Source organism: Ruegeria sp. F5 (assembly GCF_056533845.1).
In genome coordinates this window covers 12,092-33,912 of record NZ_JBQFOU010000004.1, presented here as the reverse complement: position 1 = coordinate 33,912, position 21,821 = coordinate 12,092, and the positions used below count along the sequence as shown (strand labels likewise).

Genomic DNA, 21,821 nt, shown 5'->3' with positions numbered 1-21,821 from the left:
TGCAAATCGCCGGCGCGTAAAGAGGTTTCGCGCCGACTGGTACAATACCGGTATCGGTCCGTGATCAGACCAGGCGCGAAGTGTCTTTCGCTGCGCGCACGAACTCGCGGAACAGGGGGTGCGGCTCGAACGGTTTGGATTTCAGTTCGGGGTGGTACTGAACCCCGATGAACCACGGGTGATCCGACCATTCGACAATCTCGGGCAACCGGCCATCCGGCGACATGCCCGAGAAATTCAGACCCGCCTTTTCCAGCTTGTCGCGATATTTGATATCGACCTCGTACCGGTGACGGTGGCGTTCCTCGATCTGGGTGCCGCCATAGACGTCAGCGACCTTTGACCCCTCGGCCAGAACCGCGTTGTACGCGCCCAAACGCATGGTGCCGCCCTTGTCGTCACCGACCCTGCGTTCAACCTTGTGGTTGCCCTGAACCCATTCCTTGAGGTGGTAAACCACCGGTTCAAAACGCTTTTTCCCGGCTTCGTGGTCAAACTCCTCGGACCCGGCCTCGGCAATACCAGCGGCGTTCCGGGCGGCTTCGATCACGGCCATCTGCATACCCAGACAGATGCCCAGATAGGGCACCTTATGCTCGCGCGCATATTGAGCGGCCTTGATCTTGCCCTCGGTGCCGCGCTCGCCAAACCCGCCGGGAACGAGGATGGCGTGGAAGCCTTCCAGATAAGGGGCGGCGTCTTCGGTGTCGAATACCTCGGCATCGACCCATTCGATTTTGACCTTGACCCGGTTGGCCATGCCGCCATGGGTCAACGCCTCGGCAATCGACTTATAAGCGTCTTCCAACTGGGTGTATTTGCCGACGATGGCCACCTTCACTTCGCCTTCGGCGTTGTGGATGCGGTCGCTTACATCTTCCCATTTGGCCAGATCGGGCTTGGGGGCCGGGCTGATCTGGAACGCGTCCAGAACCGCCTGATCCAGACCTTCCTTGTGATACGCCAGCGGGGCATCGTAGATGGTGCTGAGGTCCTGCGCAGCGATCACGCTGTCGGGGCGCACGTTACAGAACAGCGCCAGCTTTTCACGTTCCTTCGCAGGGATCGGACCCTCGGACCGGCAGACCAGAATGTCGGGGGCCAAACCGATCGAGCGCAGCTCCTTGACCGAGTGCTGGGTCGGCTTGGTTTTTAGCTCACCGCTGGCCTTGATGTAGGGCAGCAGCGTCAGATGCATGAACAGGCACTGACCGCGCGGCTTGTCCTGGCTAAACTGACGGATCGCTTCAAAGAAGGGCAGGCCCTCGATATCGCCGACGGTGCCGCCGATCTCACACAGCATGAAATCGACCTCATCCTCACCAATGGCGATGAAATCCTTGATCTCGTTGGTGACGTGCGGGATCACCTGAATGGTCTTGCCCAGGTAGTCACCGCGGCGTTCCTTCTCCAGCACGTTGGAATAAATCCGCCCCGAACTGACCGAGTCGGTCTTGCGCGCAGCGACACCGGTGAAACGTTCATAGTGACCAAGGTCCAGATCGGTCTCGGCCCCGTCATCGGTGACGAAAACCTCGCCATGTTCGAACGGCGACATCGTGCCGGGATCGACGTTCAGATAGGGGTCCAGCTTGCGCAGACGCACCGAGTATCCCCGGGCCTGCAACAGCGCGCCCAAAGCCGCCGAGGCCAGTCCCTTGCCCAAGGACGAAACCACACCACCAGTGATGAAAATAAATCGCGCCATAGTTTTTCGGCTGCTCCCGTGAGACGTCATAATCAGCTGCCCGGCGGCTTGAAAAAACCGCTGCATCACGGGACTTCACGTATAAAGGATTCGCGCCAAAAGCGCAAGAGAACCGCAAGATGCTGTTGCAGTTCTCTTTCAGGTTTCTAGGTTTTGTGTATCAGTCGGCCTGCGGGATCAGCGGCGCGTTGTCGCCCTGTGCCGGTGGCAGAAGATCATCCGCCGACGGAACCGAAGCGGGCGCGCTTTCCTCGGTCGCGGCCGGGGCCGGAACGCCCAGACGGTCGATCACCGAACTGCCCGAGGACTTCTGAGCCGCCAGAATCGTCAGCGTGACGGAGGTGACGATAAAGCAGGCCGCCAGAACCCATGTGACCTTGCCCAAAGCGGTCGCCGCCGCACGGCCGGTCATGGCCCCGCCACCGCCGCCGCCCATGCCAAGGCCGCCACCTTCGGACCGCTGCATCAAAACGACGGCGATCAGGCCCAAAGCCAGAAGAAGATGGATGATGAGAACGACGTTTTCCATGGGTGTCCCGTACAGCGTGGCGTGTATCGCGTGGTACTTATGCAAGTTTGGTTCCGGGGGCAAGGGAGGAGTTGGCATCACAAACGCTGATATGGCAGATCACGGCAAAGGGACTGGACAGGGCGGGACCCGGTGACGCAGGCTGCGCTCATGCCTCATGACAATCACGACGACCCGCACGCCCTGTTGCCACCCGAACCCGCGCTTCGCGTCAAAGCGCTCGAGACGATTCTGACCCGCAAAGGGCTGATCGATCCGGCGGCTCTGGATGAGATTATCGACACCTATCAGAACAAGATTGGGCCGCAGAATGGCGCCCGCGTGGTTGCCAGGGCGTGGAGCGATCCTGATTTCAAAGCCGCGCTGCTTGCCGACGCCACGCCGGTGGTTGCCGATCTTGGGTACTATGGCAGGCAGGGCGAACATATGGTGGTCGTTGAAAACACCCCGGACCAGCACAACATGGTCGTGTGTACCTTATGCAGTTGCTACCCGTGGCCGCTACTGGGTATTCCGCCGGGCTGGTACAAATCCGACGCCTACCGCGCCCGTGCCGTGCGCGAGCCGCGCAAGGTGCTGGCCGAGTTCGGTGTGACCTTGCCTCAGGCCACCTCGGTCCGCGTCTGGGATTCGACCGCCGAGATGCGCTACCTCGTCCTGCCAATGCGCCCTGAGGGTACAGAGGGCCTGAGCGAGGATGAACTGGCCGCGCTGGTCACCCGCGACAGCATGATCGGCACCGGTTTACCCGGAGTACAATCATGACTCGGGTCCATGACATTGGCGGACGATTTGGTGACGGTCCGATCAATCCCGAAGCCGAGGATGATCCCGTCTTTGCCGAAGACTGGCACGCGCGGGCGTTGGCGGTTACGGTAGCCGCGGATTCTTTGAGGCAGTGGAACATCGATGTTAAACGACACGCGCGCGAGCGGCTGTCGCCTAAGGATTACGCCCGGTTTTCCTACTACGAAAAGTGGATTTCGGGCCTCGCCAACCTGCTGGTCGAAAACGGCGTTCTGACCCGTGATGATCTTCGCGGAGCACAGACGGGCACCCCACACCCGCTGGCAGATCGCGTTCTCAAAGCCGAGGCGGTGGCAAGCGCATTGGCCAGAGGAGGACCGGCAAACCGGCCCTCAAATATTGCCGCGAAGTTCGAGGTCGGGCAACAGGTCCGTACAACCCGCGCGCCGGGCAACCGGCTTGTCGATGGCGGGCACACCCGCCTGCCGGTTTACGCATCAGGGGCAAGGGGGCGCATCCTCAGACTGCATGGGACACATGTATTACCCGATTCCAACGCCCATGGTTTGGGTGAGGCCCCCGAGCCGCTTTACGCAGTTGCATTTCCGGCCTCAGAATTGTGGGCGAATCCGGAGCACCCAAAGGACGAGGTGGTGCTGGATCTGTGGCAAAGCTATCTGGAGCCGCTATGACCAACTGCCAATCCCACAACGCCCCCGAGCCCGCCTTTGCCGAACCCTGGCACGCGCAGGTTTTCGCAGTGACCGTTGCCCTGAACGAAGCGGGGCGTTTCGGGTGGGCAGACTGGGCTGACCGCTTCTCTGCCACGTTGAAGCGCCACGGTCTGGGAAAAGAGCTGGATGGCGGGGAAGACTATTTCCGGGCCTGGCTTGAAACACTGGAAGGTCTGCTGGCCGAGAAAGGTGAAGCCAAGACCGAGGAAGTGAATGGCCTGCAAGCGGATTGGGAGCAGGCTTATCTGACAACCCCCCACGGCCAACCTGTGCGCTTACCCGAACCGTAGCAGGGGGCGCTGCCCCCGCCGCCCGTTCCGGGCGACTCCCCCGGGATATTTTTGGCCAGATGAAGAAACGGATCCTTAACCATTTTGTTTGATGAAGAACGGGCGGTACAGGCGGAGACGCCGATGACCGCGCCAGGTGAAGCTCTCCGGCGTATTGGTCGGAGAGCGGATCCCTTCTTCATCTGGCTAAAAATATCCCCGCCGGAGGCATCGCGCGGTAGCGCGATTTCCCGCTGCGGCGAAATATCGGTTTCCCTGCCGTCTGAGCCTCGCTATACGAGCCGGGTTTGAATACTCAGCGTAAAAGGACCGGATATGGCCAACGTGGTTGTTGTCGGCGCCCAATGGGGTGACGAGGGAAAAGGCAAGATCGTCGACTGGCTCAGCGAGCGGGCGGATGTGATCGCGCGTTTTCAGGGCGGGCATAATGCCGGACATACGCTGGTGGTTGACGGTGAGGTTTACAAGCTGCACGCATTGCCATCCGGTGTCGTCCGCGGCGGTAAGCTGAGCGTCATCGGCAATGGCGTGGTTCTGGACCCCTGGCACTTGATAAAAGAGATCGCCAAGATCCGGGCTCAGGGTGTCGATATCTCGCCCGAGACGCTGATGATCGCAGAAAACACACCGCTGATTTTGCCGATCCACGGAGAGTTGGACCGCGCGCGGGAAGAGGCTGCCAGCAAGGGCACCAAGATCGGCACCACCGGGCGCGGCATCGGCCCGGCTTATGAGGACAAAGTTGGTCGCCGCTCGGTTCGCGTGGCGGATTTGGCGGATGAAGCCACGCTTGAAGCGCGCGTGGACCGTGCTTTGCAGCATCACGACCCGTTGCGCAAAGGGCTGGGGATCGCTCCGGTTGACCGGGACGCGCTGGTCGCGCAGTTGACGGATATCGCTGCGGAAATTCTTCCTTTTGCAGCCCCGGTCTGGAAGGTGCTGAACGAAAAGCGCAAGGCGGGTAAGCGTATTCTGTTCGAAGGGGCGCAGGGCGCGCTGCTGGATATTGATTTTGGCACTTATCCCTTTGTGACCTCGTCCAACGTGATCGCGGGGCAGGCGGCTACCGGTGTCGGAATTGGGCCGGGCTCGATTGATTTCGTGCTGGGCATTGTCAAAGCCTACACCACGCGCGTTGGCGAAGGGCCGTTCCCGACCGAACTGGACGATGCGGATGGTCAGCGGCTGGGTGAGCGTGGGCATGAGTTCGGGACAACCACGGGCCGCAAGCGGCGCTGCGGCTGGTTCGATGCCTGTCTCGTGCGCCAGACCTGTGCGACCAGCGGGGTCAACGGGATTTCACTGACCAAGCTGGATGTTCTGGACGGGTTCGAGACGCTGAAAATCTGCACCGGCTATGAGCTGGATGGGGAGCGCCTGGACTATCTGCCGACGGCGGCCGATCAGCAGGCGCGTTGCACGCCGGTTTACGAAGAGCTGCCGGGTTGGAGCGAATCCACCGAAGGCGCGCGCAGCTGGGCGGATCTTCCTGCAAATGCCATCAAATACGTGCGCCGGGTCGAAGAACTGATCGAATGCCCGGTCGCCCTTTTGTCCACCAGCCCGGAGCGGGACGACACCATTCTGGTGACTGACCCGTTTGCCGACTGATGAGCGGCGATCAGAAACCGGGCCTCAGCTACAAGGCGCGCCGCCGCTGGTCGCTGGTGATCTTGCTGGTCGGGCTGCCGCTTTACATCGTTGCGGTGGTCACAGTCATAAATTGGCTGGACCGCCCGCAAATTTGGCTGGAACTGCTGGTTTACATCGGCCTTGGCATTCTGTGGGTACTTCCGTTCAAGTTCGTGTTCCGGGGCGTCGGCAAGGAAGACCCGGACCAGTCCTGAGGACAGGATGCTGACGGCTAAGTGCCAAGAGAAAAGGGCCGGGGATGAAACCGGCCCTTTCTTTGTCTCTCTCTCAGCTTTTAGCCGACGGCGCGTTCGTCATCGGGGCGAAACCCGATCAGGCTTGAGGCGGCAAAGCGCCCTCCGCCCGCTTTTTCGATTTTGCCGTCACGCAGCAGCTGCCCAAATGTGCGCAGGCTTTCTTCGCGATTGAATTCGTCCTGCTTCAGCGAGCGAACCTTGTTCATCAGCTGCGGGCGCGAGAATTTTTCCTGACCCTCGATGAAGGACAGATAAGCGGCTGCAGCTTCCAGCAGATCAGGCAGCGACTGCGCGCCCTGATCCTGCGCGAACTGTGCAAAGCCGCTTTCTTCCGAGGCGGCCTCATCATGCTCGGCGGTAACGCGGCGCGGTGTTACCGGGCCGGTCTGGGCATCCCGATCATCGATGCGCTGTTCCGCGACCAGTTTCAACGGGGCCGCGTTGTCGGATTCGGGACGCATGCTGGTCACTTGAATTTCCGGGCGGCGGGGGCTTACCACCGACGCCAGATCGCCGCGATAATCCTGATCCGCCGATTTCGCATCCGTGTCTGCGTTGCCTTCGGCCTCGGTCGCGGCGACGGCAGTGCGCAGATGTGAATAGGTGTCGCGCGTGCCGCTGGTGGACGGATCGTCCATCTGCGCGTCGGCCTCGTCCATCAGGCGGGATACGTCCAGATCAGACGCTACTTCATCGGTTTTTGACTCAGCCAGTTGATCGGACAGTTCGGTTTCAATCTCGTCGATCTCGCTCAGCAGGCTGCTTTCATCCTCGGCAGTCAGCGCTGCGGGACCGGTATCTTCGGCGATTTCATCCGGAGCGGCCTCGGCGGGCAGGTCGGTGGTTTCCTCAGCCTCGTCCACGCTCAGGATGTTGGTGATTTCGTCCTCTTCATCGACCTGTTCGGCGGCATCGTCCAGATCCGAGAACAGCGCATCCTCAGGGGTGGTCTCTTCCGATGCGTCTTCCTCCAGTTCGGGGGCTGAAACGGGGGCAAGATCTTCTGCAGGTTCAGTGACGGACGCGAAATCTTCTTCAGGGGCTACAGCTTCGGGCAGAGGCGCAGGTTCTTTCTGCTGTTCAGGCTCAAAGTCCTGCGCGCTGAGCGCGCCGGCCTCAAAGGCCAATGCAACCGCGTCGACCGGTTCGGGCGTGTCGCCCAGAAGGCCGGTATCCTCTTCCTCGGAATAGCCGCTCGCGCTATCTGTCGAGTGCGAGACGACAGCCCGAATACGCTGCAGCTTGGCGGCAATGCTGTCGGCTGCCGGAGGGGGGGTATCTTCGACAGGCTCAGCTTCTACGTAAAGGGGGGCGGACATATCCGCCTGCGGTTCGGGGGTCGGGGCCGCAGGCTGTGCCACATTTTCGGTCGCTTGGGTCTGAGGGGCTTCGGTTGCGCGCAGCAGCAGGCCGGATTCGCTCTGGCGTGCTTCGACCTGCTGGTTCTGGTCGCGGCGGGCGATACGGGTCAGCATTTCGGCATCTGGCTGAGGCGGCTCGGAGCCGAAGTAGCGATCTTCGGCAGCGAGATCGCGGAAATACTCGGCAATGGCTTTCATCGTCTCAAAGGAATCGTCGAATCCTTCCAAGGTGCAGGAGAAGGTTCCATAGGAAACGGTCAATACCTTGTTATTCTGTACCATCAGACGCACGTCCTCTACAAACTACGAGAGCCAACTTGCCCGGAACAGGGCGCACGCATCGGCTCAGAACTTTCTGCATGAACCTATCATTTTGTGGTCTGAATGTGTCCAAATCCGGGAAAAATGATCAATCTTAGAAAAAATAAGCCAATTGTGCGGTCATCCGGCCCAATTGGGCTGTTTGGAGGGGGGCAAATCGGGTCTGACGACCTGAATCTGGTGCTGAATCGCGTCAGTTCGGTGGTTGCGGCTGACGGTGGCGCGGCTGTTTTGGTCGATTCGGGGCGGATTCCGGACGCGGTTATCGGCGATTTCGATTCGCTGGATCGGGATGTGCGGGACAAGATCCCCGAAGACAGGCTGTTTCCGATCCATGAGCAGGACAGCACGGATTTTGACAAGGCGCTGCGCAGCGTTCAGGCCCCTTTGGTGTTGGGGGCAGGGTTTCTGGGGCAGCGTCTGGACCACCAATTGGCGGTTCTGAATACGCTGGTCACACGGTGCGCGCATCCCTGCGTCCTGCTGGGAGCGCATGAGGTTGTGTTTCACGCACCGCCGTCGATTGCGATTAATCTTTCAGCCGGTGATGTGGTTTCTCTGTTCCCACTCGCCAAGGTGACCGGGCGCAGCCGGGGGTTGGAATGGCCGATAGATGATCTGATTCTGGAACCTGACGGGAGGGTGGGCACGTCCAACCGGGCTTTGGGCGCGGTTGAACTGTATGCGGACGGACCCGGATTGCTGGTGATGGTGCCCCGGGATGCGCTGGACGAGGTTATGCGCGCTTTTCTGTCGGGGCGGACCGGGCGCTGGCCCTCTCACGCAGAATGACGTAGAGCCCGGCGGCGATGGTGATCAGGATACCCAGCGCCGCCAGCCCGTCCGGCAAGTCGTGGAAGATGATCCAGCCAAACAGGGTGGCGATCGGGATTTCCAGGTATTGCATCGGGGCCAGCGTGGCCGATGGCGCGTAGCGCAGCGACCACGTCATCAGCAAATGCGCGACGGTGCCCAGAATGCCGATCGTCAGCATCAGCCAATGCGCGTTGCCTTGCGGCAGGATCACCGAAAGCTCCCAGATACCGGCCTGTGTGCCAAACGCCATCATCGGCAGCAGCAAGGCCGTTGCAAAGACGCCCGAGACGGCCTGCAGGGAAACAGGATCGGTCTCTTTGGCGATCTGGCGCGTGACCAGCATGAACAGGGCGAAGTCCACCGCAACGATCAGAGGAAACAGCGCAGGCCAGCCAACTTCGGCAAAGCTGGGCTGGATCACTAGCAGAGTGCCGATGAACCCCACGATACAGGCCAGCAACCGGCGGGTGCCGACCTCTTCGCCCAGCACATAGCGGCCCAGCAGCAGCATGATGAAGGGCATCACAAAGGCGATGGCAATCGCATCGGCCAGGGGCAGGAACTGCAAAGCGCTGAACATCGCGGTGATGCCGATGATGTGCAGAAGGGTGCGGATCACGGCCAGCCGCAGGATACGCCCACGCATGCGCCAGGGGCGTCCGGTCAGCGTGACCAGCGGGATCAGGATCAGCGCCTGAACCGCAAAGCGCACCAGAACCAGCAGGCCCAGCGGCGTGGTCTCGCCCAGCAGTTTGGCCACAGCGTCGGCCAGCGGTGCGAGCACGCAAAAGCCAAGCATCAGAACGATGCCGAAAACCGGGCGATCATGGGTCATGGGCGCGACGCTAGCGGCTTGGCGTCGCGCTGAAAAGGTCAGGTTTCGGGAAGCGGCTGAACCTTGGTGTAATCCGGGCCGATACAGGCGGGCAGATCGTCATCAAGGTGCAGCCAGTTCAGCTTTTCCTCATGCGCTACGTGCAGGGTCGGCTGCAACGCTTCCGGATTTTCCAGCAGCGCCACATACAGGTGCAGCACATCCGACATCTTGGCCGAGCGGAACGAAATCGGCGTGCCGCAATTGGGGCAGAAACTGCGCTCGACACCGGGGGAGGAGTTGAAGCGTTTGGGTTCCTCGCCGGTCCATCGCCACTGGCCGTCGCGCACGCTGAAATAGGTGGTCATCGGGGCGGCGCATTGACGGCGGCAGCTGTCGCAATGGCAGGTGACGCAGGACAGGGCCGGAGGATCTATTTCGAACCGGACTTTCCCGCATAAACAATGTCCGCGCATATCACCTCCTCCTTCGTGGCGTCAGCAGTTCGGTATGTTCACGGCCAGACCGCCCAGCGAGGTCTCCTTGTACCTCTCGTGCATGTCGTGACCGGTCTGGCGCATGGTTTCGATCACCGCGTCCAGAGGCACAAAGTGCTGCCCGTCGCCGCGCAGCGCCAGTGACGCAGCCGAGACCGCCTTGATCGCGCCCAGCCCGTTGCGTTCGATACAGGGCACCTGCACAAGGCCGGCTACGGGATCGCAGGTCATGCCCAGATGGTGCTCCAACGCGATCTCGGCTGCGTTCTCGACCTGCTCGGGTGTGCCGCCCATCACCGCGCAAAGCCCGGCAGCGGCCATGGCCGAGGCGCTGCCGACCTCGGCCTGACAGCCCGCTTCGGCACCCGAGATCGAGGCGTTGTACTTGACCAGCCCGCCAATGGCGGCGGCGGTCAGCAGGAAATCCTCGATATGGCTTTCGGATGCGCCGGGAACATGGTCGAGGTAATAGCGCAGCACCGCAGGCAGCACCCCCGCCGCGCCGTTGGTGGGCGCGGTGACGACCTGACCGCCAGCGGCGTTTTCCTCGTTCACTGCCATGGCGTAAACGCTCATCCAATCGTTGATGGTGTGCGGCGCGGTCAGGTTCATGCCGCGCTCGGCAATCAGCGCATCGTAGATGCCCTTGGCCCGGCGGCGCACTTTCAGGCCCCCGGGCAGGATGCCGTCGGTGGTCAGGCCGCGTTCGATACAGGCGTTCATTACCTGCCACAGCCGGGCCGAGCCCTTGGCAAAGCTCACCGGACAGCCCCGCGCGATTTCATTGTCGCGCTTCATCGCCGCGATGCTCTTGCCGCTGGACTTTGCCATTTCCAGCATCTCGACCGCGGATTTGAAGGGGAAGGGAACGGGGTCGCCTTCTTCGGTCGCTTTGCCTTCGGCCAGTTCCTCTTCGGTCAGAACAAAGCCGCCGCCGATAGAATAGAAAACCTGCCGCAGGATGACATCGCCCTGCGCGTCGGTGGCCATCAGGATCATCCCGTTGGCATGGCCGGGCAGGTTGTGCTCGTAGTCAAAGACCAGATCCGCCTTGGGGTCGAATTTCAGGGTCGGTAAACCATCGGGCGTGACCGTGTGCGTTTCCGCGATTGCGGCCAGCGCGGCCTCGGCCTTGTCATTGTCGTAGGTGTCCGGAACGAAACCGGCGAGGCCCAGAATGGTCGCCCGGTCGGTCGCGTGACCCACGCCGGTGAAGGCCAGCGAGCCGTGAAGCGATCCGCGCACACCTACGAAATCAAAGGGCGAGGCGCGCATCATATCCAAAAACCGAGCGGCGGCGACCATCGGACCCATAGTGTGCGACGAAGACGGGCCGATGCCCACTTTGAACATATCGAAGACAGAGAGGAACATATCAGATAGCTGAGCCTTCTGGAGGGTTGGCGTAAGTTGGTGACGTAAACGGTGTAACACCCAGACCTTCGGCGGCGATAGCGGCACGCGTCGCAGGCCGGGCTTCAAGCTGTTGCAGAATGTTCTGCAAATACGGCGTGTCGGCCATTTGATACCACGACCGGTCCACCTGTGCAGGATAGAGCGCCATCCACCGCATCATGCACGCGATGTAATAAGTCAGGACCGAGGGCTGATCGGCGTGTAACCACGCTGGTGCCCGTTTCGCCTCGGCATCCAGCAGTTTCAGATGGGTGCGCAGCCGGGGGCGAATGCCGTCTCGCAGGGTGTCCGCATGCGATGCATCGATGTATTTCTCGGCATAAAACAGGATGCGCAGGTCCGCGTGCAGCGTGTTCGAGGCAAAGAACAGCCATTTCAGAAACGGTCCGCGTTCGGGGCTGTCGGGGGCAGGGGCAAGCCGCCCATGGGTATCGGCCAGCCACAACAGGATCGCGGCGGTCTCGAAGATCGGACCTTGCGGCGTTTCCAGAACCGGGATCAGACCGTTGGGGTTCAACGCCCGGTATTCAGCCCCATTCTGCTCATCCCGCGCTCGGTCAACAAGGGCGGTTTCGTAGGGCAGTCCCATGTCCTCGAGCACCAGCCGGATCACCAGCGAGGCGTTGTCGGGGGCATAGTGAAGGCGAAGGGGCGCGGTCATGATATGTATCTATATCGCCCCCGCTGATCAGGAAGCACCGATTGCGACGTTTCCTATAAGAAACGCGCATTTCGCCGACATGTTTTTGACGGGCATTTGTGCGGTTTGGGTCTCGCAGTCGATCCGTGCTTTTCGTATAACGCGGGCGGGATACCAAGGAATGCTGCCATGACCGGAGAACTCTCGCCCATCGATACGGCAAAATACGTTGCCGCGTGCCGCGCTGCCGAAATGGTTGAGGACGGAATGCGGGTTGGTTTGGGCACCGGCTCGACCGCCGCGTGGCTGGTGCGGCGTCTGGGGGAACGGGTGCAGGATGAAGGGTTGCGGATCAAGGGCGTTCCGACCTCAACCCGGACCGCCCAACTGGCGCGCGAAGTGGGGATCGAGGTTGTCTCGCTGGATCAGGCCGGTTGGCTGGACATGACCATTGACGGCGCAGATGAGTTTGATGGCGAGCTGAACCTGATCAAGGGCGGCGGCGGCGCGCATCTGCAGGAAAAGATCGTGGCCACGGCCAGCGATCAGATGATCGTCATCGCCGACGCGGGCAAAGAGGTCGAAACGCTGGGTGCGTTTCCCCTGCCGGTCGAGGTGATCCCGTTTGGCTGGCAGACCACGCGCACCCTGATCGAAGAGGCGCTGGATACGATGGATGTCCTTGGCACTTCAGCCGCCTTGCGCATGAACGGCGAGGCGCCCTTTGTGACGGATGAGGGGAACCACATTCTGGACCTGCACCTGCAACGCATCGGCAATGCGCGGCATCTGGCGCTGGTGCTGAACCAGGTTCCGGGCGTGGTGGAAAACGGGCTGTTCATCGATATTTGCGACAAGGTGGTCATCGGGCACGGCGACGGCCGGGTCGAGCTGCGCGACATCAACGAAGGCACGATCGAACTGGACCAGCTTGTCAGCGGAACCAAAGAGAACCTGTTTTCGGATCTGGCGGATTGAGGTCCGTCTGGCGTTGTTCCCAACCACCCGAGGAAAAGCAGGATTTTCAGGGGTCAGGGGTTGGCACATCGGTTTTCACGCCCAGATATCCAAGGAATTTTGCTGAATGAAGGAACCCGGCATGAGCTTTGATTATGATCTTTTCGTCATCGGTGGCGGCTCGGGCGGGGTCCGGGCGGCGCGCGTGGCGGCGGGTGAAACCGGGGCCAAGGTGGCGCTGGCGGAAGAGGATCGCTATGGCGGCACCTGCGTTATCCGCGGATGTGTCCCGAAGAAGCTGATGGTATTCGCCAGCGAGTTTTCAGGCATGGTCGGCGACGCGCAGGCTTATGGCTGGGACATTCAGCCGGGTGCGCTCGACTGGAACACATTCCACGGCAAGCTGGTTGCGGAACTGGACCGGCTGGAAGGCATCTACCGCAACATCCTGAAGAACAACGGCGTCGAAAGCTTCGACCAGCGCGCCCGCGTGGTCGATCCTCATACGGTGGAACTGGCTGATGGCACGCGCAAAACGGCCAAGCATATCCTGATCGCCACCGGCGGCCACCCGGTTGTGCCTGAGTTTCCGGGGTCGGAACTGGCAATCACCTCGAACGAGATTTTCCATCTGGAGAAGCTGCCGGAAAGCATCCTGATCGTCGGCGGCGGCTATATCGCCAGCGAGTTTGCCGGGATCATGAACGGGATGGGGGTGAAGACCACTCAGTACTATCGCGGGGCGCAAATCCTGCGCGGCTTCGACGAAGAGGCGCGCGGCCTGATCAGCGAAGAGATGTGCCAGAACGGCATCGATCTGCATCTGGGCACCAATGTGCTTGAGATGAAACAGCAGGGCGACAAGATCTGGGTCAAGGCCACCAACGGGTCCGAGCAACTGTTCGACGTGGTGATGTACGCCACAGGCCGTGCGCCGAATGCCGATGATCTGGGGCTGGAGGACTTGGGTGTCGAACGGGGCCGCAAGGGTGAGATCATCGTCGATGAATACAGCCAGACCGCCGTGCCCTCGATCTATGCTATCGGCGACGTGACCGACCGCGTCAACCTGACCCCGGTTGCGATCCGCGAAGGCATGGCCTTCGTCGAGACCGTGTTCAAAGGCAACCCGACCCCGGTGGATCACGAATTGATCCCGACCGCGATCTTCACCCAGCCCGAATTCGGCACTGTAGGGTTGAGCGAGGAAGAGGCCTCCGCGCAGGAGCCGATCGAGGTTTACGCAACTTCGTTCAAGCCGATGCAAAAGGCGTTTGCCGGTGGCACGCAGCGCGTTCTGATGAAGCTTCTCGTCAGTCAGGCGACCCGCAAGGTGCTGGGCTGCCACATCGTTGCCCCCGGCGCGGGCGAGATGATCCAGCTTGCCGGCATCGCCGTCAAGATGGGCGCGACGAAGGAAGATTTCGACCGCACGGTTGCGGTTCATCCGGTCATGGCCGAAGAACTGGTAACACTGCGGCAACCTGTGCGTACGGCTTGATTTGCAACCGCGCGCACACACGTTACAAGGGAACCCGTGATCACACGGTCCAACACAAGGGAAAAGACACATATGGCGGGCAACAGCGGTGGCCCCTGGGGGGGCGGAGGCTCATCCGGCGGCGGAGGAAATCGGGGTAACAACGGGGACGGGCGCAAGCCACCCCAGGACGACGGCCCGCAGATCCCCGAGATCGACGAGCTGATGAAAAAGGGTCAAGAGCAGCTGCGCGTCCTGATGGGCGGTCGCGGCGGCGGTGGCCGTGGTGGCAGCGGTTCGGGCGGCGGCGGTGGTCCGGCGTTCACCAAGGGCACGGTTGCGATTGGTCTGGTCGCCGCAGCAGTGCTGTGGGGGCTGGCCAGCTTCTACACCGTCAAACCCGAAGAACAGTCGGTTGAGCTGTTTCTGGGTGAGTTCTCGGCCGTTGGTAATCCCGGTCTGAACTTCGCGCCGTGGCCGTTTGTAACGGCTGAAGTTATACCGGTCACCCGCGAACAAAACGAAGATATGGGCGGTGCGCGCGGCAGCGACGATGGTCTGATGCTGACCGGGGACGAAAATGTGGTCGATATCGACTACCAGGTCGTCTGGAACATCAACGATCCGGCCAAATATCTGTTTAACCTGCGCGATCCGCGTCAAACGATCCGCGCCGTGTCGGAATCGGCGATGCGCGAGATTATTGCACAAAGCGAGTTGGCCCCGATCCTGAACCGGGATCGCGGTATCATTGCCGAACGTCTGCAGGAGCTGATTCAGCTGACGATGGACAGCTATGATTCCGGCGTGAACATCGTCCGTGTGAACTTTGACAAGGCCGACCCGCCGCAGGACGTGATCGCCGCCTTCCGCGACGTTCAGGCCGCTGCGCAGGAACGTGACCGTCTGCAGAACGTGGCCGACGCCTACGCAAACCGTGTGTTGGCCGAAGCGCGCGGTGAAGCCGCGCAGGTTCTGGAAGAGGCCGAGGCCTATCGCGCTCAGCAGATCAACAGTGCTCAGGGTGAGGCGAGCCGCTTCAGCGCGGTTCTCGAGGAATACTCCAAAGCGCCAGACGTGACCCGCAAGCGCCTCTATCTGGAACGGATGGAGCAGGTTCTGGGCGACGTGGACAAGATCATTCTGGATGAAAACTCCACCGGCTCGGGGCAGGGCGTTGTGCCCTACCTGCCGCTGAACGAACTGCGCCGCAACCAGGCCGAGGAGAGCAACTGATGCGTAAGGCAACATTTATTCTGCCGATCATCGTGATTGCGGTTGTCGGCCTTTTGTCCTCGATCTTCATCGTGGACGAGCGTGAACGCGCGCTGGTGCTGCAGTTTGGCCGCGTTGTAGCGGTGAAGGAAGAGCCCGGTCTGGCGTTCAAGATTCCGCTGATTCAGGAAGTGGTGCGCTATGACGACCGTATCCTGTCGATCGACGTGCAGCCGCTGGAGGTCACCCCTCTGGACGATCGTCGTCTGGTGGTCGATGCCTTTGCACGCTACCGGATTTCCGATCTGGAGCAGTTCCGTCAGGCCGTTGGTGTCGGTGGCATCCCGGTGGCCGAAGATCGTCTGGACCGCATCCTGCGCGCCGAAACGCGTGAGGTTCTGGGTTCGGTCTCGTCTCGCGATATCCTCAGTTCCGACCGGGCCGCCCTGATGCTGCGCATCCGCAACAGCGCGATTGCCGAAGCGCGGGCGCTGGGCGTCAGCGTCATCGACGTACGTTTGAAGGCGACCGACCTGCCGCAGGCGAACCTTGAAGCGACATTCGACCGGATGAAGGCCGAACGGGAACGTGAGGCGACCGACGAACGCGCCCGTGGTAACGAGGCTGCGCAGCGTGTTCGCGCGCAGGCCGACCGGACCGTGGTCGAACTGGTCTCGGACGCCAATCGCGAGGCCGAGATTATTCGCGGTGAGGCCGACGCCGAACGCAACGCGATCTTTGCCGAAGCCTATGGCGCGGACCCTGAATTCTTTGAGTTCTACCGCTCTCTGACCGCATATGAAAATGCCCTGCAGGGCAGCAACAGTTCGTTGATCCTGAGCCCGGATTCCGAGTTCTTCAACTATCTCGCCTCGCCGAGCGGACGGCGGGCACCGGCTGCTGCGGCATCTGAGTAATGGGAATGATCCTTCTGGCCTTCGGGCTGGTGCTGATTGTCGAGGGGCTGGCCTATGCGCTGGCCCCTTCGCTTATTGAACGCATGCTCGAAGCGCTGCGCGCCCTGCCGGAATCGGCCCGGCGGCTGATGGGGTTGCTGTGTGTGGTCAGCGGGCTGGTCCTGCTTTGGGGCGCTTACCAGTTGGGATTTTGACACAAGGACCTCACTTGCCGGTGATTTCCGCGCGATCCCGAGTTGCTCACGTTGTCAAACTGACTACATTGGATATCAAGGAAGGCTGCCGGTGGGCAGCCCGGAAGGTTTGTCGACGAGGAGACCCCAAGTGCAGGCGAAAGCGCGCAGTGTGTCCGTCCGGTGGGACGAGTTAAGTGTTATGATGCGGTTGATGTGGCTGGCCTTTGCCGGGTCGCTGCTTGTTCTTGCGCAGACCATCGCGGCGCAGGCGCGGGGCGAAAGCCTTGCTCCGCTGGCCGAACAGATCAGCCCGGCGGTGGTGAACATCACCACCAGCACGCTGATCGAGGGGCAGAGCGGGCCGCAGGGCATCGTGCCCGAAGGCTCTCCGTTCGAGGATTTCTTCCGCGAATTTCAGGACCGCAACGGCGATGACGACAGCCGCCCGCGCCGCAGCAACGCGCTGGGGTCGGGCTTTGTGATCTCGGAAGACGGGTTCATCGTCACCAACAATCACGTCATCGCGGAAGCTGATGAAATTCTTATCGAATTTTTCCCCGGCGACGGACAGCCCGCCAAAGAACTGCCTGCCAAGGTGATCGGGACCGACGAAAAAACCGATATCGCCCTGCTCAAGGTCGAAGCGACAGGCCCGCTGCAATATGTTCAGTTCGGCGACAGCGACACGGCGCGGGTTGGGGATTGGGTGATCGCCATGGGCAACCCGCTGGGGCAGGGCTTTTCGGTCTCTGCCGGGATCGTCTCGGCCCGGAACCGGGCGCTGAGCGGGTCTTATGACGACTACATCCAGACCGACGCGGCGATCAACCGGGGCAACTCGGGCGGGCCGCTGTTCAACATGGACGGGCAGGTGATTGGTGTGAATACAGCGATCCTGTCGCCCAATGGCGGCTCGATTGGCATCGGGTTCTCGATGGCCTCGAACGTGGTGATCAAGGTTGTCGATCAGCTGCGCGAGTTCGGAGAAACCCGCCGCGGCTGGCTGGGCGTACGCATTCAGGACGTGACCGAGGACATGGCCGAGGCAATGGGCCTGGACAAACCCGGTGGTGCGCTGATCAGCGATGTGCCGGATGGTCCCGCGAAGGAGGCGGGCCTGAAAGCCGGTGACGTGATCCTGAGCTTTGACGGGGTCGAGGTGGAAGACACGCGCGGCCTTGTGCGCCAGGTGGGTGAAACCACTGTTGGCAAGTCGGTGCGGGTCGTCGTGCATCGGGATGGCGGCACGCAGACCGTGCTGGTCACGTTGGGCCGCCGTGAAGATGCCGAACGCGCTGATACTGGTGACGAGGAAACACCTGATGCCGAAACGGACGAAAACGCTGACATTCTTGGCCTGACAATCTCGCCGCTGACGGACACGCTGCGTGAAGACATGGGGCTGGACGCCGATGCGGATGGTCTGGTTGTGTCCGAGGTCGACGAAGCGTCCGAGGCGTTTGCCAAAGGCCTGCGGGCGGGTGATCTGATCACCGAAGCCGGGCAGCAAAAGGTCGAAACCATCGCCGATCTTGAAGCACGGATGGAGGAGGCCCGCGAGGCAGGCCGCAAATCCCTGCTGCTGCTGGTGCGCCGTGGCGGCGACCCGCGCTTTGTCGCGCTGAGCCTTGAGGAATAAGCTGAACGCGCCTCAGGTTTACCTAATAACCGGCACTTAAGTAGTAAGCACCCTCGCACAAAATGCGGGGGTGCTGTCGTTTTAGATACAGGCTAACCAGCCGTCGAGATGGTGACAGGCACGCCCCGCGTCAGCGAGTTGCTTACCATGCAACTAGATTTGGCGCGCTCGACAATGACCGACGCGTCAGAGCCATCCTTGGTCGTGCAATGAACGGTCATTTGCGCCGCAACTGCGACCAAAGGCTCACCGGCCAACTCAAGCGAAACATCCACCGATATCTCTGAGATTCCGACACCCAGTTCGTCGGCTACATAGCGCAGGTCGTTGCAAAAACACCCGCCCAGCGACAGGGCAAGCAGTTGGGCACCGTTGAAACCAAGCCCCTGTCCGCCCGCCTTTCCCAGAGGTCTGTCGGCAACGATCGTATGCCCGCCAGCCCAACCGACCGCCGCTTCGGTGCCGGGCAAGTTTCGCAAACTTACGTTAACTTGCATCTGATTAACCTTTCCAGACTATTTGTCGGCCCTAAAATGGACAGTGATATCCCTGATAACCGGGGGCTCCATCATTGGGAAACAGACCAAGCTTTGCCGCGAACACCTCACTCGGACGCGTTCAGAATCCGCCGAAGCGTGCCCTCCGGGTCCTTACGGAAACTGTCTGCGACCTTGCGAATGCACCCGTCGTCGCCAGTGGTATCCGCAGTGGTCGTGGTCGACTTGCCAGAACCCGCCGCCTCGGTCGCGTCCCCCAGACTGAGCCGAACCATGACAGGGCGATGATCCGACACCCGCGTCACGAAGTCGGGAAAGGCGCGGTCGGCGGCGATGATCATGAAATCCTCGCTGTCGATATTCGCGCTCATGTCCGCCGAGGCAAAGATCGAGTCGATCAGCGAAAGGTAGGGCCGCTTGAGATAGGTAAAGGCCCCATCGCGTTCATCCGCTGCGCTCAGCGCCTGAAAATCGGCGTCCAGCAAACCCTGAAACTGGCCGGTTCCAAGCTCGGCATTGATGTCGCCGCCGATCAGAACATCCGTCTCGCCAAATTCGCTCATGGCCATGTTGATGACCTTGGCCAGCATGTTTGCCGCCATCTTGCGCCTTTTTGCCCCCTCGGATTTGGCCTTGAGGTGCAGCGGGACCAGCAGAAAGTCGAACGGGTCATTGGATGCTGAGGTGGTCGAGGTAAACCGGAACAGCCCCGGGTAGCGGTTAAAGATCTTGCCGTCCACCGCTTCGAACTCCTGCGCATCTGGATCGCGGCTGTCGAGTTTCAGCAGCCGGTGCGCCTCGACCGGCCAGTCCAGACTTTCACCCGACACGGTCAGAGTGTTCCAGATGACGGTTGTGGTCTGCCTGCCGGTGCTGGCCCCGGGTTCCGAAGCGAGATAGTCGAATTCCATCTCGAACTTACGTTTCAGTTCCGCAACCAGCGCTTCGGTCGCTTCCGGCGACACTTCCTCGAGCGCCCAGATATCCAGGTTGAGGTCCGCGATGACCCGGGCGACGTCGCTGAGTTTATGCTCGTAGTCCCTGTTGAACCATTCGACATTCCAGAAGGCGACATCGACGTCCTGATCCGCCCCGCGATAGGTATCCACCACGCGCTCGAACGCGGTTTCGCCGCTTGGTTTCCGGCCCAGCGTGCCGAAATACCCTGTCCGCGAGTCGCTGCCGCCCATGTGGCGCAACACCTCGCGCGCGGATTGCGGGTCCGGCCCGGTGCGGGCGCGGATGTCCAGATCGATGGCGATGGCGGAAATCTTGATGCCTTCGTTGATGCGGTCGCCGTCGTAACCTGCCTTGTTCATGTCTCGACGAAGGTCGGCATCTACGTCCTCGAACGCGTGATGCAGGGCAAACAATCGCCAGTCGTCGCGCAGGACCGGCGCGCCAGAGCTGCCATACATCGTGTCCGCCGTGTAGTGGACCAGCACCTCGCGCGAGCCGAGGCCGGTGAAAATATCATTCTTGCGCAGTGAAGCCCGTTTCGGCCTGCCATCCGGGTGGTGGATGATATGGGCGGGATAGCGGTCCTGCGCGATAAACGACCCGCGCCAAAGCTGTATGCTGTTGAATTGCTGGCCGGGATTGCCTTCGACCCAGACAAAGCAATAGTCCAGATCCTCGGGCGGGCTGGTGATGAACAGCCTGCTGGGGTTCAGCCGGAACCGGGTCGAGGGTAACAGCTCTCCGTCCGCGCCTTCCTCGTATCCGAACTCCACCTCGGCTTCCGAGGCGACCTCGGGGCTGTTGATCACGTGGGAATTGGTCAGCAGGATGTTGGGCGCGATCAGAAAGCCGGTGCCCCGCCAACTGCCGGTTCGCCCATCCCAGGACCTGCCATGGGTGCTGATCCGGGCGACGGCCTTGCCGACCTCGGCCCCTTTCGACAGAAAGCCGTAGGGCACGCTGTCATCCTCTTCGATGATCGCCTCGAACCGGGTGCTGGCGGTGAACCCTTCGGCAAACATTTCCAGATTGGGGATGCCGAGGGTCTTGCCGGCAACCTCGGGCACGCCGATGCGGGATCGGGCCGCTTTGGGCATGGTCGATATCTCACCCGGCTGGCTTGAACCACCACCCCCGCCATAGACGGCTGAGGTTTCGAACCCGTCGCTGCGCTTGACCACCTGTTTCAGCACCTGATCGAATTTGGCGGCAACCCGGCCAAATCCGGGGCTTTTGGCGTGAATCTCATCCGCCCAGTCGGTTCTGTGCGTCAGGGTTCGGCGCACGTCAATCAGATGAACGTTCGGGTCCTCATCCGCGACCTCGGCGAGGGTCTCATAGAGCGCGTCGATCAGGATACGGATAATCTCGCGCCGGGTTTTGGGATTGTCGATGCCCTTGTCTTTGAAAGCGCTGCCCAACCATTTGTCCCGATTGGTGAAAACCCAGATCGGGCGGCGATTGTCATTCCTGCTGTTTGGAAACGGGAAGGCATAATCGTAACCGTGGATCAGAATGGGAAGGGTCTTAAACTGGTCGTCGGACCGGACGTTGCGCACAACCTTGCGATAGCTTTCGCGCAGGCCGTCCGTTACCCGTTTCAACTCGGCCCGGTTGATCAGCTTTTCGGGCCGGTCCGACCGTGTGCCGTTATGCAGCAGCGAAAGCAGCACAGGTTTCCCGTTCTTCGCGCCGATCACATCGTTGCCAGCGGCCGACAGCAGAAATGCCTGAACATGGTGGGCCTGATCGCGCAGGCCCTGCATGTATTCCGCCGTATCATTGTCGATCATGTTCTCGACCGTGTCGCCGGCGGCCCCGAGGCTCCAGATCAGGTAATCGTCGCCCAGATGGTCAATCACGTCGTCCAGAAGCAGAGGAAACTGAAACCAGCTGTCGCCTTCGCTGACAAGAACGGGCCGGGTATCGCCCGCCTTGATCGCATCGTTGAAATCCCGTTGCCTGCGGCGTCGGCTGCGCGAGTTCAGGCTGGACAGGCTGGCCTCGAACCGGGGGATATCATAGACGGTTTCGGGATTTGGGCGAATGTTGAAGGAAAACGCGCTCTCGCCCGGTTCCATGATGACGTAGTTTTCAAGAACGTGATCAGGGGTATCCAGATTTTCCCACAGATCCATGAATCTGGCGTAAGAAATCTTCTGCATGGCCAATCCTCGGGAATAAAGAACTTAACGAATAAGTCTGACCTTATCACAGA

21 protein-coding genes are annotated in these 21,821 nt (G+C 61.1%); 12 read left to right on the top strand and 9 right to left on the bottom strand.

The genetic code is table 11. The features are described 5' to 3' along the window. Positions 1-64 precede the first annotated feature (64 nt). Both ACR0K1_RS07410 and secG read right to left on the bottom strand, forming a co-directional pair. Entirely contained in the window at positions 65-1,708 is a 1,644-nt protein-coding gene (locus tag ACR0K1_RS07410) for a CTP synthase (RefSeq protein ID WP_480849563.1), read from the bottom strand. 160 nt (positions 1,709-1,868) lie between these two features. Next, positions 1,869-2,237 carry a preprotein translocase subunit SecG gene (secG, locus tag ACR0K1_RS07405; RefSeq protein ID WP_480849561.1) on the bottom strand — a complete coding sequence of 123 codons (369 nt, stop codon included), beginning with the start codon at positions 2,235-2,237 and terminating at the stop codon, positions 1,869-1,871. A gap of 150 nt (positions 2,238-2,387) precedes the next feature. Between secG and nthA the strand changes: the two genes are divergently transcribed. The 5 genes from nthA to ACR0K1_RS07380 all read left to right on the top strand — a co-directional run bounded on the left by nthA (position 2,388) and on the right by ACR0K1_RS07380 (position 5,855). Further along, positions 2,388-3,002 (top strand): nitrile hydratase subunit alpha, encoded by a 615-nt coding sequence (gene nthA / locus ACR0K1_RS07400; protein WP_480849559.1) that lies wholly within the window; start codon positions 2,388-2,390, stop codon positions 3,000-3,002. Further along, a complete protein-coding gene (gene nthB, locus ACR0K1_RS07395; protein ID WP_480849557.1) occupies positions 2,999-3,676 on the top strand; it encodes a nitrile hydratase subunit beta in 678 nt (225 codons plus the stop codon). Before nthA ends, nthB begins: the two co-directional genes overlap by 4 nt. After that, positions 3,673-4,008, top strand: a complete 336-nt coding sequence (locus tag ACR0K1_RS07390) for a nitrile hydratase accessory protein (protein WP_480849555.1) — start codon at positions 3,673-3,675, stop codon at positions 4,006-4,008. Before nthB ends, ACR0K1_RS07390 begins: the two co-directional genes overlap by 4 nt. Before the next feature lie 315 nt (positions 4,009-4,323). Continuing rightward, positions 4,324-5,619: an adenylosuccinate synthase gene (locus ACR0K1_RS07385; protein WP_480849553.1), complete on the top strand. Its 1,296-nt coding sequence runs from the start codon at positions 4,324-4,326 to the stop codon at positions 5,617-5,619. Then, on the top strand, positions 5,619-5,855 hold the full coding sequence (locus tag ACR0K1_RS07380; RefSeq protein ID WP_480849551.1) for a DUF2842 domain-containing protein: 237 nt from the start codon (positions 5,619-5,621) through the stop codon (positions 5,853-5,855). Before ACR0K1_RS07385 ends, ACR0K1_RS07380 begins: the two co-directional genes overlap by 1 nt. 80 nt (positions 5,856-5,935) lie before the next feature. Here ACR0K1_RS07380 and ACR0K1_RS07375 read toward each other — a convergent pair whose 3' ends face one another. After that, positions 5,936-7,540, bottom strand: coding sequence for a prolipoprotein diacylglyceryl transferase (locus ACR0K1_RS07375; RefSeq protein ID WP_480849549.1), 1,605 nt, complete (start codon positions 7,538-7,540; stop codon positions 5,936-5,938). Positions 7,541-7,642: 102 nt separating this feature from the next. On the opposite strand from ACR0K1_RS07375, the gene ACR0K1_RS07370 reads away from it, so the two are divergent. Beyond that, entirely contained in the window at positions 7,643-8,371 is a 729-nt protein-coding gene (locus tag ACR0K1_RS07370; protein WP_480849547.1) for a thiamine diphosphokinase, read from the top strand. On the opposite strand, the gene ACR0K1_RS07365 is transcribed toward ACR0K1_RS07370, so the two are convergent. Genes ACR0K1_RS07365 through ACR0K1_RS07350 form a run of 4 tightly spaced genes read right to left on the bottom strand, consistent with a single transcriptional unit; the run spans position 8,316 to position 11,783 of the window. Further along, positions 8,316-9,230, bottom strand: a complete 915-nt coding sequence (locus ACR0K1_RS07365) for a DMT family transporter (protein ID WP_480849544.1) — start codon at positions 9,228-9,230, stop codon at positions 8,316-8,318. The two genes, ACR0K1_RS07370 and ACR0K1_RS07365, sit on opposite strands and share 56 nt — an antisense overlap. 38 nt (positions 9,231-9,268) lie before the next feature. Next, positions 9,269-9,685: a GFA family protein gene (locus ACR0K1_RS07360; RefSeq protein WP_480849542.1), complete on the bottom strand. Its 417-nt coding sequence runs from the start codon at positions 9,683-9,685 to the stop codon at positions 9,269-9,271. Between the two features lie 21 nt (positions 9,686-9,706). Then, positions 9,707-11,080: an L-serine ammonia-lyase gene (locus ACR0K1_RS07355; RefSeq protein WP_480849540.1), complete on the bottom strand. Its 1,374-nt coding sequence runs from the start codon at positions 11,078-11,080 to the stop codon at positions 9,707-9,709. Position 11,081: 1 nt separating this feature from the next. Next, positions 11,082-11,783, bottom strand: coding sequence for a glutathione S-transferase family protein (locus ACR0K1_RS07350; protein ID WP_480849538.1), 702 nt, complete (start codon positions 11,781-11,783; stop codon positions 11,082-11,084). A gap of 168 nt (positions 11,784-11,951) precedes the next feature. Between ACR0K1_RS07350 and rpiA the strand changes: the two genes are divergently transcribed. From rpiA to ACR0K1_RS07320, 6 genes are all read left to right on the top strand, one after another. Continuing rightward, positions 11,952-12,740, top strand: coding sequence for a ribose-5-phosphate isomerase RpiA (rpiA, locus tag ACR0K1_RS07345; RefSeq protein WP_480849536.1), 789 nt, complete (start codon positions 11,952-11,954; stop codon positions 12,738-12,740). A gap of 121 nt (positions 12,741-12,861) precedes the next feature. After that, on the top strand, positions 12,862-14,220 hold the full coding sequence (gor, locus tag ACR0K1_RS07340) for a glutathione-disulfide reductase (RefSeq protein ID WP_480849534.1): 1,359 nt from the start codon (positions 12,862-12,864) through the stop codon (positions 14,218-14,220). A 72-nt stretch (positions 14,221-14,292) separates the two neighbouring features. Continuing rightward, positions 14,293-15,435 (top strand): FtsH protease activity modulator HflK, encoded by a 1,143-nt coding sequence (gene hflK, locus ACR0K1_RS07335; RefSeq protein WP_480850072.1) that lies wholly within the window; start codon positions 14,293-14,295, stop codon positions 15,433-15,435. Next, complete coding sequence (gene hflC / locus ACR0K1_RS07330) at positions 15,435-16,331, top strand: protease modulator HflC (protein WP_480610074.1); 897 nt, start codon at positions 15,435-15,437, stop codon at positions 16,329-16,331. Before hflK ends, hflC begins: the two co-directional genes overlap by 1 nt. Further along, positions 16,331-16,525 (top strand): DUF2065 domain-containing protein, encoded by a 195-nt coding sequence (locus tag ACR0K1_RS07325; protein WP_480849531.1) that lies wholly within the window; start codon positions 16,331-16,333, stop codon positions 16,523-16,525. Before hflC ends, ACR0K1_RS07325 begins: the two co-directional genes overlap by 1 nt. A gap of 181 nt (positions 16,526-16,706) precedes the next feature. Continuing rightward, the gene (locus tag ACR0K1_RS07320) at positions 16,707-18,146 is read left to right on the top strand and encodes a Do family serine endopeptidase (protein ID WP_480850070.1); all 1,440 of its coding nucleotides are present in this window, start codon (positions 16,707-16,709) and stop codon (positions 18,144-18,146) included. 92 nt (positions 18,147-18,238) lie between these two features. Here ACR0K1_RS07320 and ACR0K1_RS07315 read toward each other — a convergent pair whose 3' ends face one another. Both ACR0K1_RS07315 and ACR0K1_RS07310 read right to left on the bottom strand, forming a co-directional pair. Beyond that, entirely contained in the window at positions 18,239-18,643 is a 405-nt protein-coding gene (locus ACR0K1_RS07315) for an OsmC family protein (RefSeq protein ID WP_480610078.1), read from the bottom strand. Between the two features lie 107 nt (positions 18,644-18,750). Continuing rightward, complete coding sequence (locus tag ACR0K1_RS07310; RefSeq protein WP_480849529.1) at positions 18,751-21,768, bottom strand: trypsin-like peptidase domain-containing protein; 3,018 nt, start codon at positions 21,766-21,768, stop codon at positions 18,751-18,753. Between the last annotated feature and the right edge of the window lie 53 nt (positions 21,769-21,821).

Coding starts and splice junctions, on each gene's coding strand:
- ACR0K1_RS07385 (WP_480849553.1), top strand. CDS start 4,324: ATGGCCAACGTGGTTGTTGTCGGCGCCCAATGGGGTGACGAGGGAAAA.
- rpiA (WP_480849536.1), top strand. CDS start 11,952: ATGACCGGAGAACTCTCGCCCATCGATACGGCAAAATACGTTGCCGCG.
- ACR0K1_RS07410 (WP_480849563.1), bottom strand. CDS start 1,708: ATGGCGCGATTTATTTTCATCACTGGTGGTGTGGTTTCGTCCTTGGGC.
- gor (WP_480849534.1), top strand. CDS start 12,862: ATGAGCTTTGATTATGATCTTTTCGTCATCGGTGGCGGCTCGGGCGGG.
- ACR0K1_RS07325 (WP_480849531.1), top strand. CDS start 16,331: ATGGGAATGATCCTTCTGGCCTTCGGGCTGGTGCTGATTGTCGAGGGG.
- ACR0K1_RS07365 (WP_480849544.1), bottom strand. CDS start 9,230: ATGACCCATGATCGCCCGGTTTTCGGCATCGTTCTGATGCTTGGCTTT.
- hflK (WP_480850072.1), top strand. CDS start 14,293: ATGGCGGGCAACAGCGGTGGCCCCTGGGGGGGCGGAGGCTCATCCGGC.
- nthB (WP_480849557.1), top strand. CDS start 2,999: ATGACTCGGGTCCATGACATTGGCGGACGATTTGGTGACGGTCCGATC.
- ACR0K1_RS07320 (WP_480850070.1), top strand. CDS start 16,707: ATGATGCGGTTGATGTGGCTGGCCTTTGCCGGGTCGCTGCTTGTTCTT.
- ACR0K1_RS07350 (WP_480849538.1), bottom strand. CDS start 11,783: ATGACCGCGCCCCTTCGCCTTCACTATGCCCCCGACAACGCCTCGCTG.
- ACR0K1_RS07355 (WP_480849540.1), bottom strand. CDS start 11,080: ATGTTCCTCTCTGTCTTCGATATGTTCAAAGTGGGCATCGGCCCGTCT.
- ACR0K1_RS07375 (WP_480849549.1), bottom strand. CDS start 7,540: ATGGTACAGAATAACAAGGTATTGACCGTTTCCTATGGAACCTTCTCC.
- ACR0K1_RS07310 (WP_480849529.1), bottom strand. CDS start 21,768: ATGCAGAAGATTTCTTACGCCAGATTCATGGATCTGTGGGAAAATCTG.
- ACR0K1_RS07390 (WP_480849555.1), top strand. CDS start 3,673: ATGACCAACTGCCAATCCCACAACGCCCCCGAGCCCGCCTTTGCCGAA.
- ACR0K1_RS07370 (WP_480849547.1), top strand. CDS start 7,643: ATGTGTCCAAATCCGGGAAAAATGATCAATCTTAGAAAAAATAAGCCA.
- ACR0K1_RS07380 (WP_480849551.1), top strand. CDS start 5,619: ATGAGCGGCGATCAGAAACCGGGCCTCAGCTACAAGGCGCGCCGCCGC.
- hflC (WP_480610074.1), top strand. CDS start 15,435: ATGCGTAAGGCAACATTTATTCTGCCGATCATCGTGATTGCGGTTGTC.
- secG (WP_480849561.1), bottom strand. CDS start 2,237: ATGGAAAACGTCGTTCTCATCATCCATCTTCTTCTGGCTTTGGGCCTG.
- ACR0K1_RS07360 (WP_480849542.1), bottom strand. CDS start 9,685: ATGCGCGGACATTGTTTATGCGGGAAAGTCCGGTTCGAAATAGATCCT.
- nthA (WP_480849559.1), top strand. CDS start 2,388: ATGCCTCATGACAATCACGACGACCCGCACGCCCTGTTGCCACCCGAA.
- ACR0K1_RS07315 (WP_480610078.1), bottom strand. CDS start 18,643: ATGCAAGTTAACGTAAGTTTGCGAAACTTGCCCGGCACCGAAGCGGCG.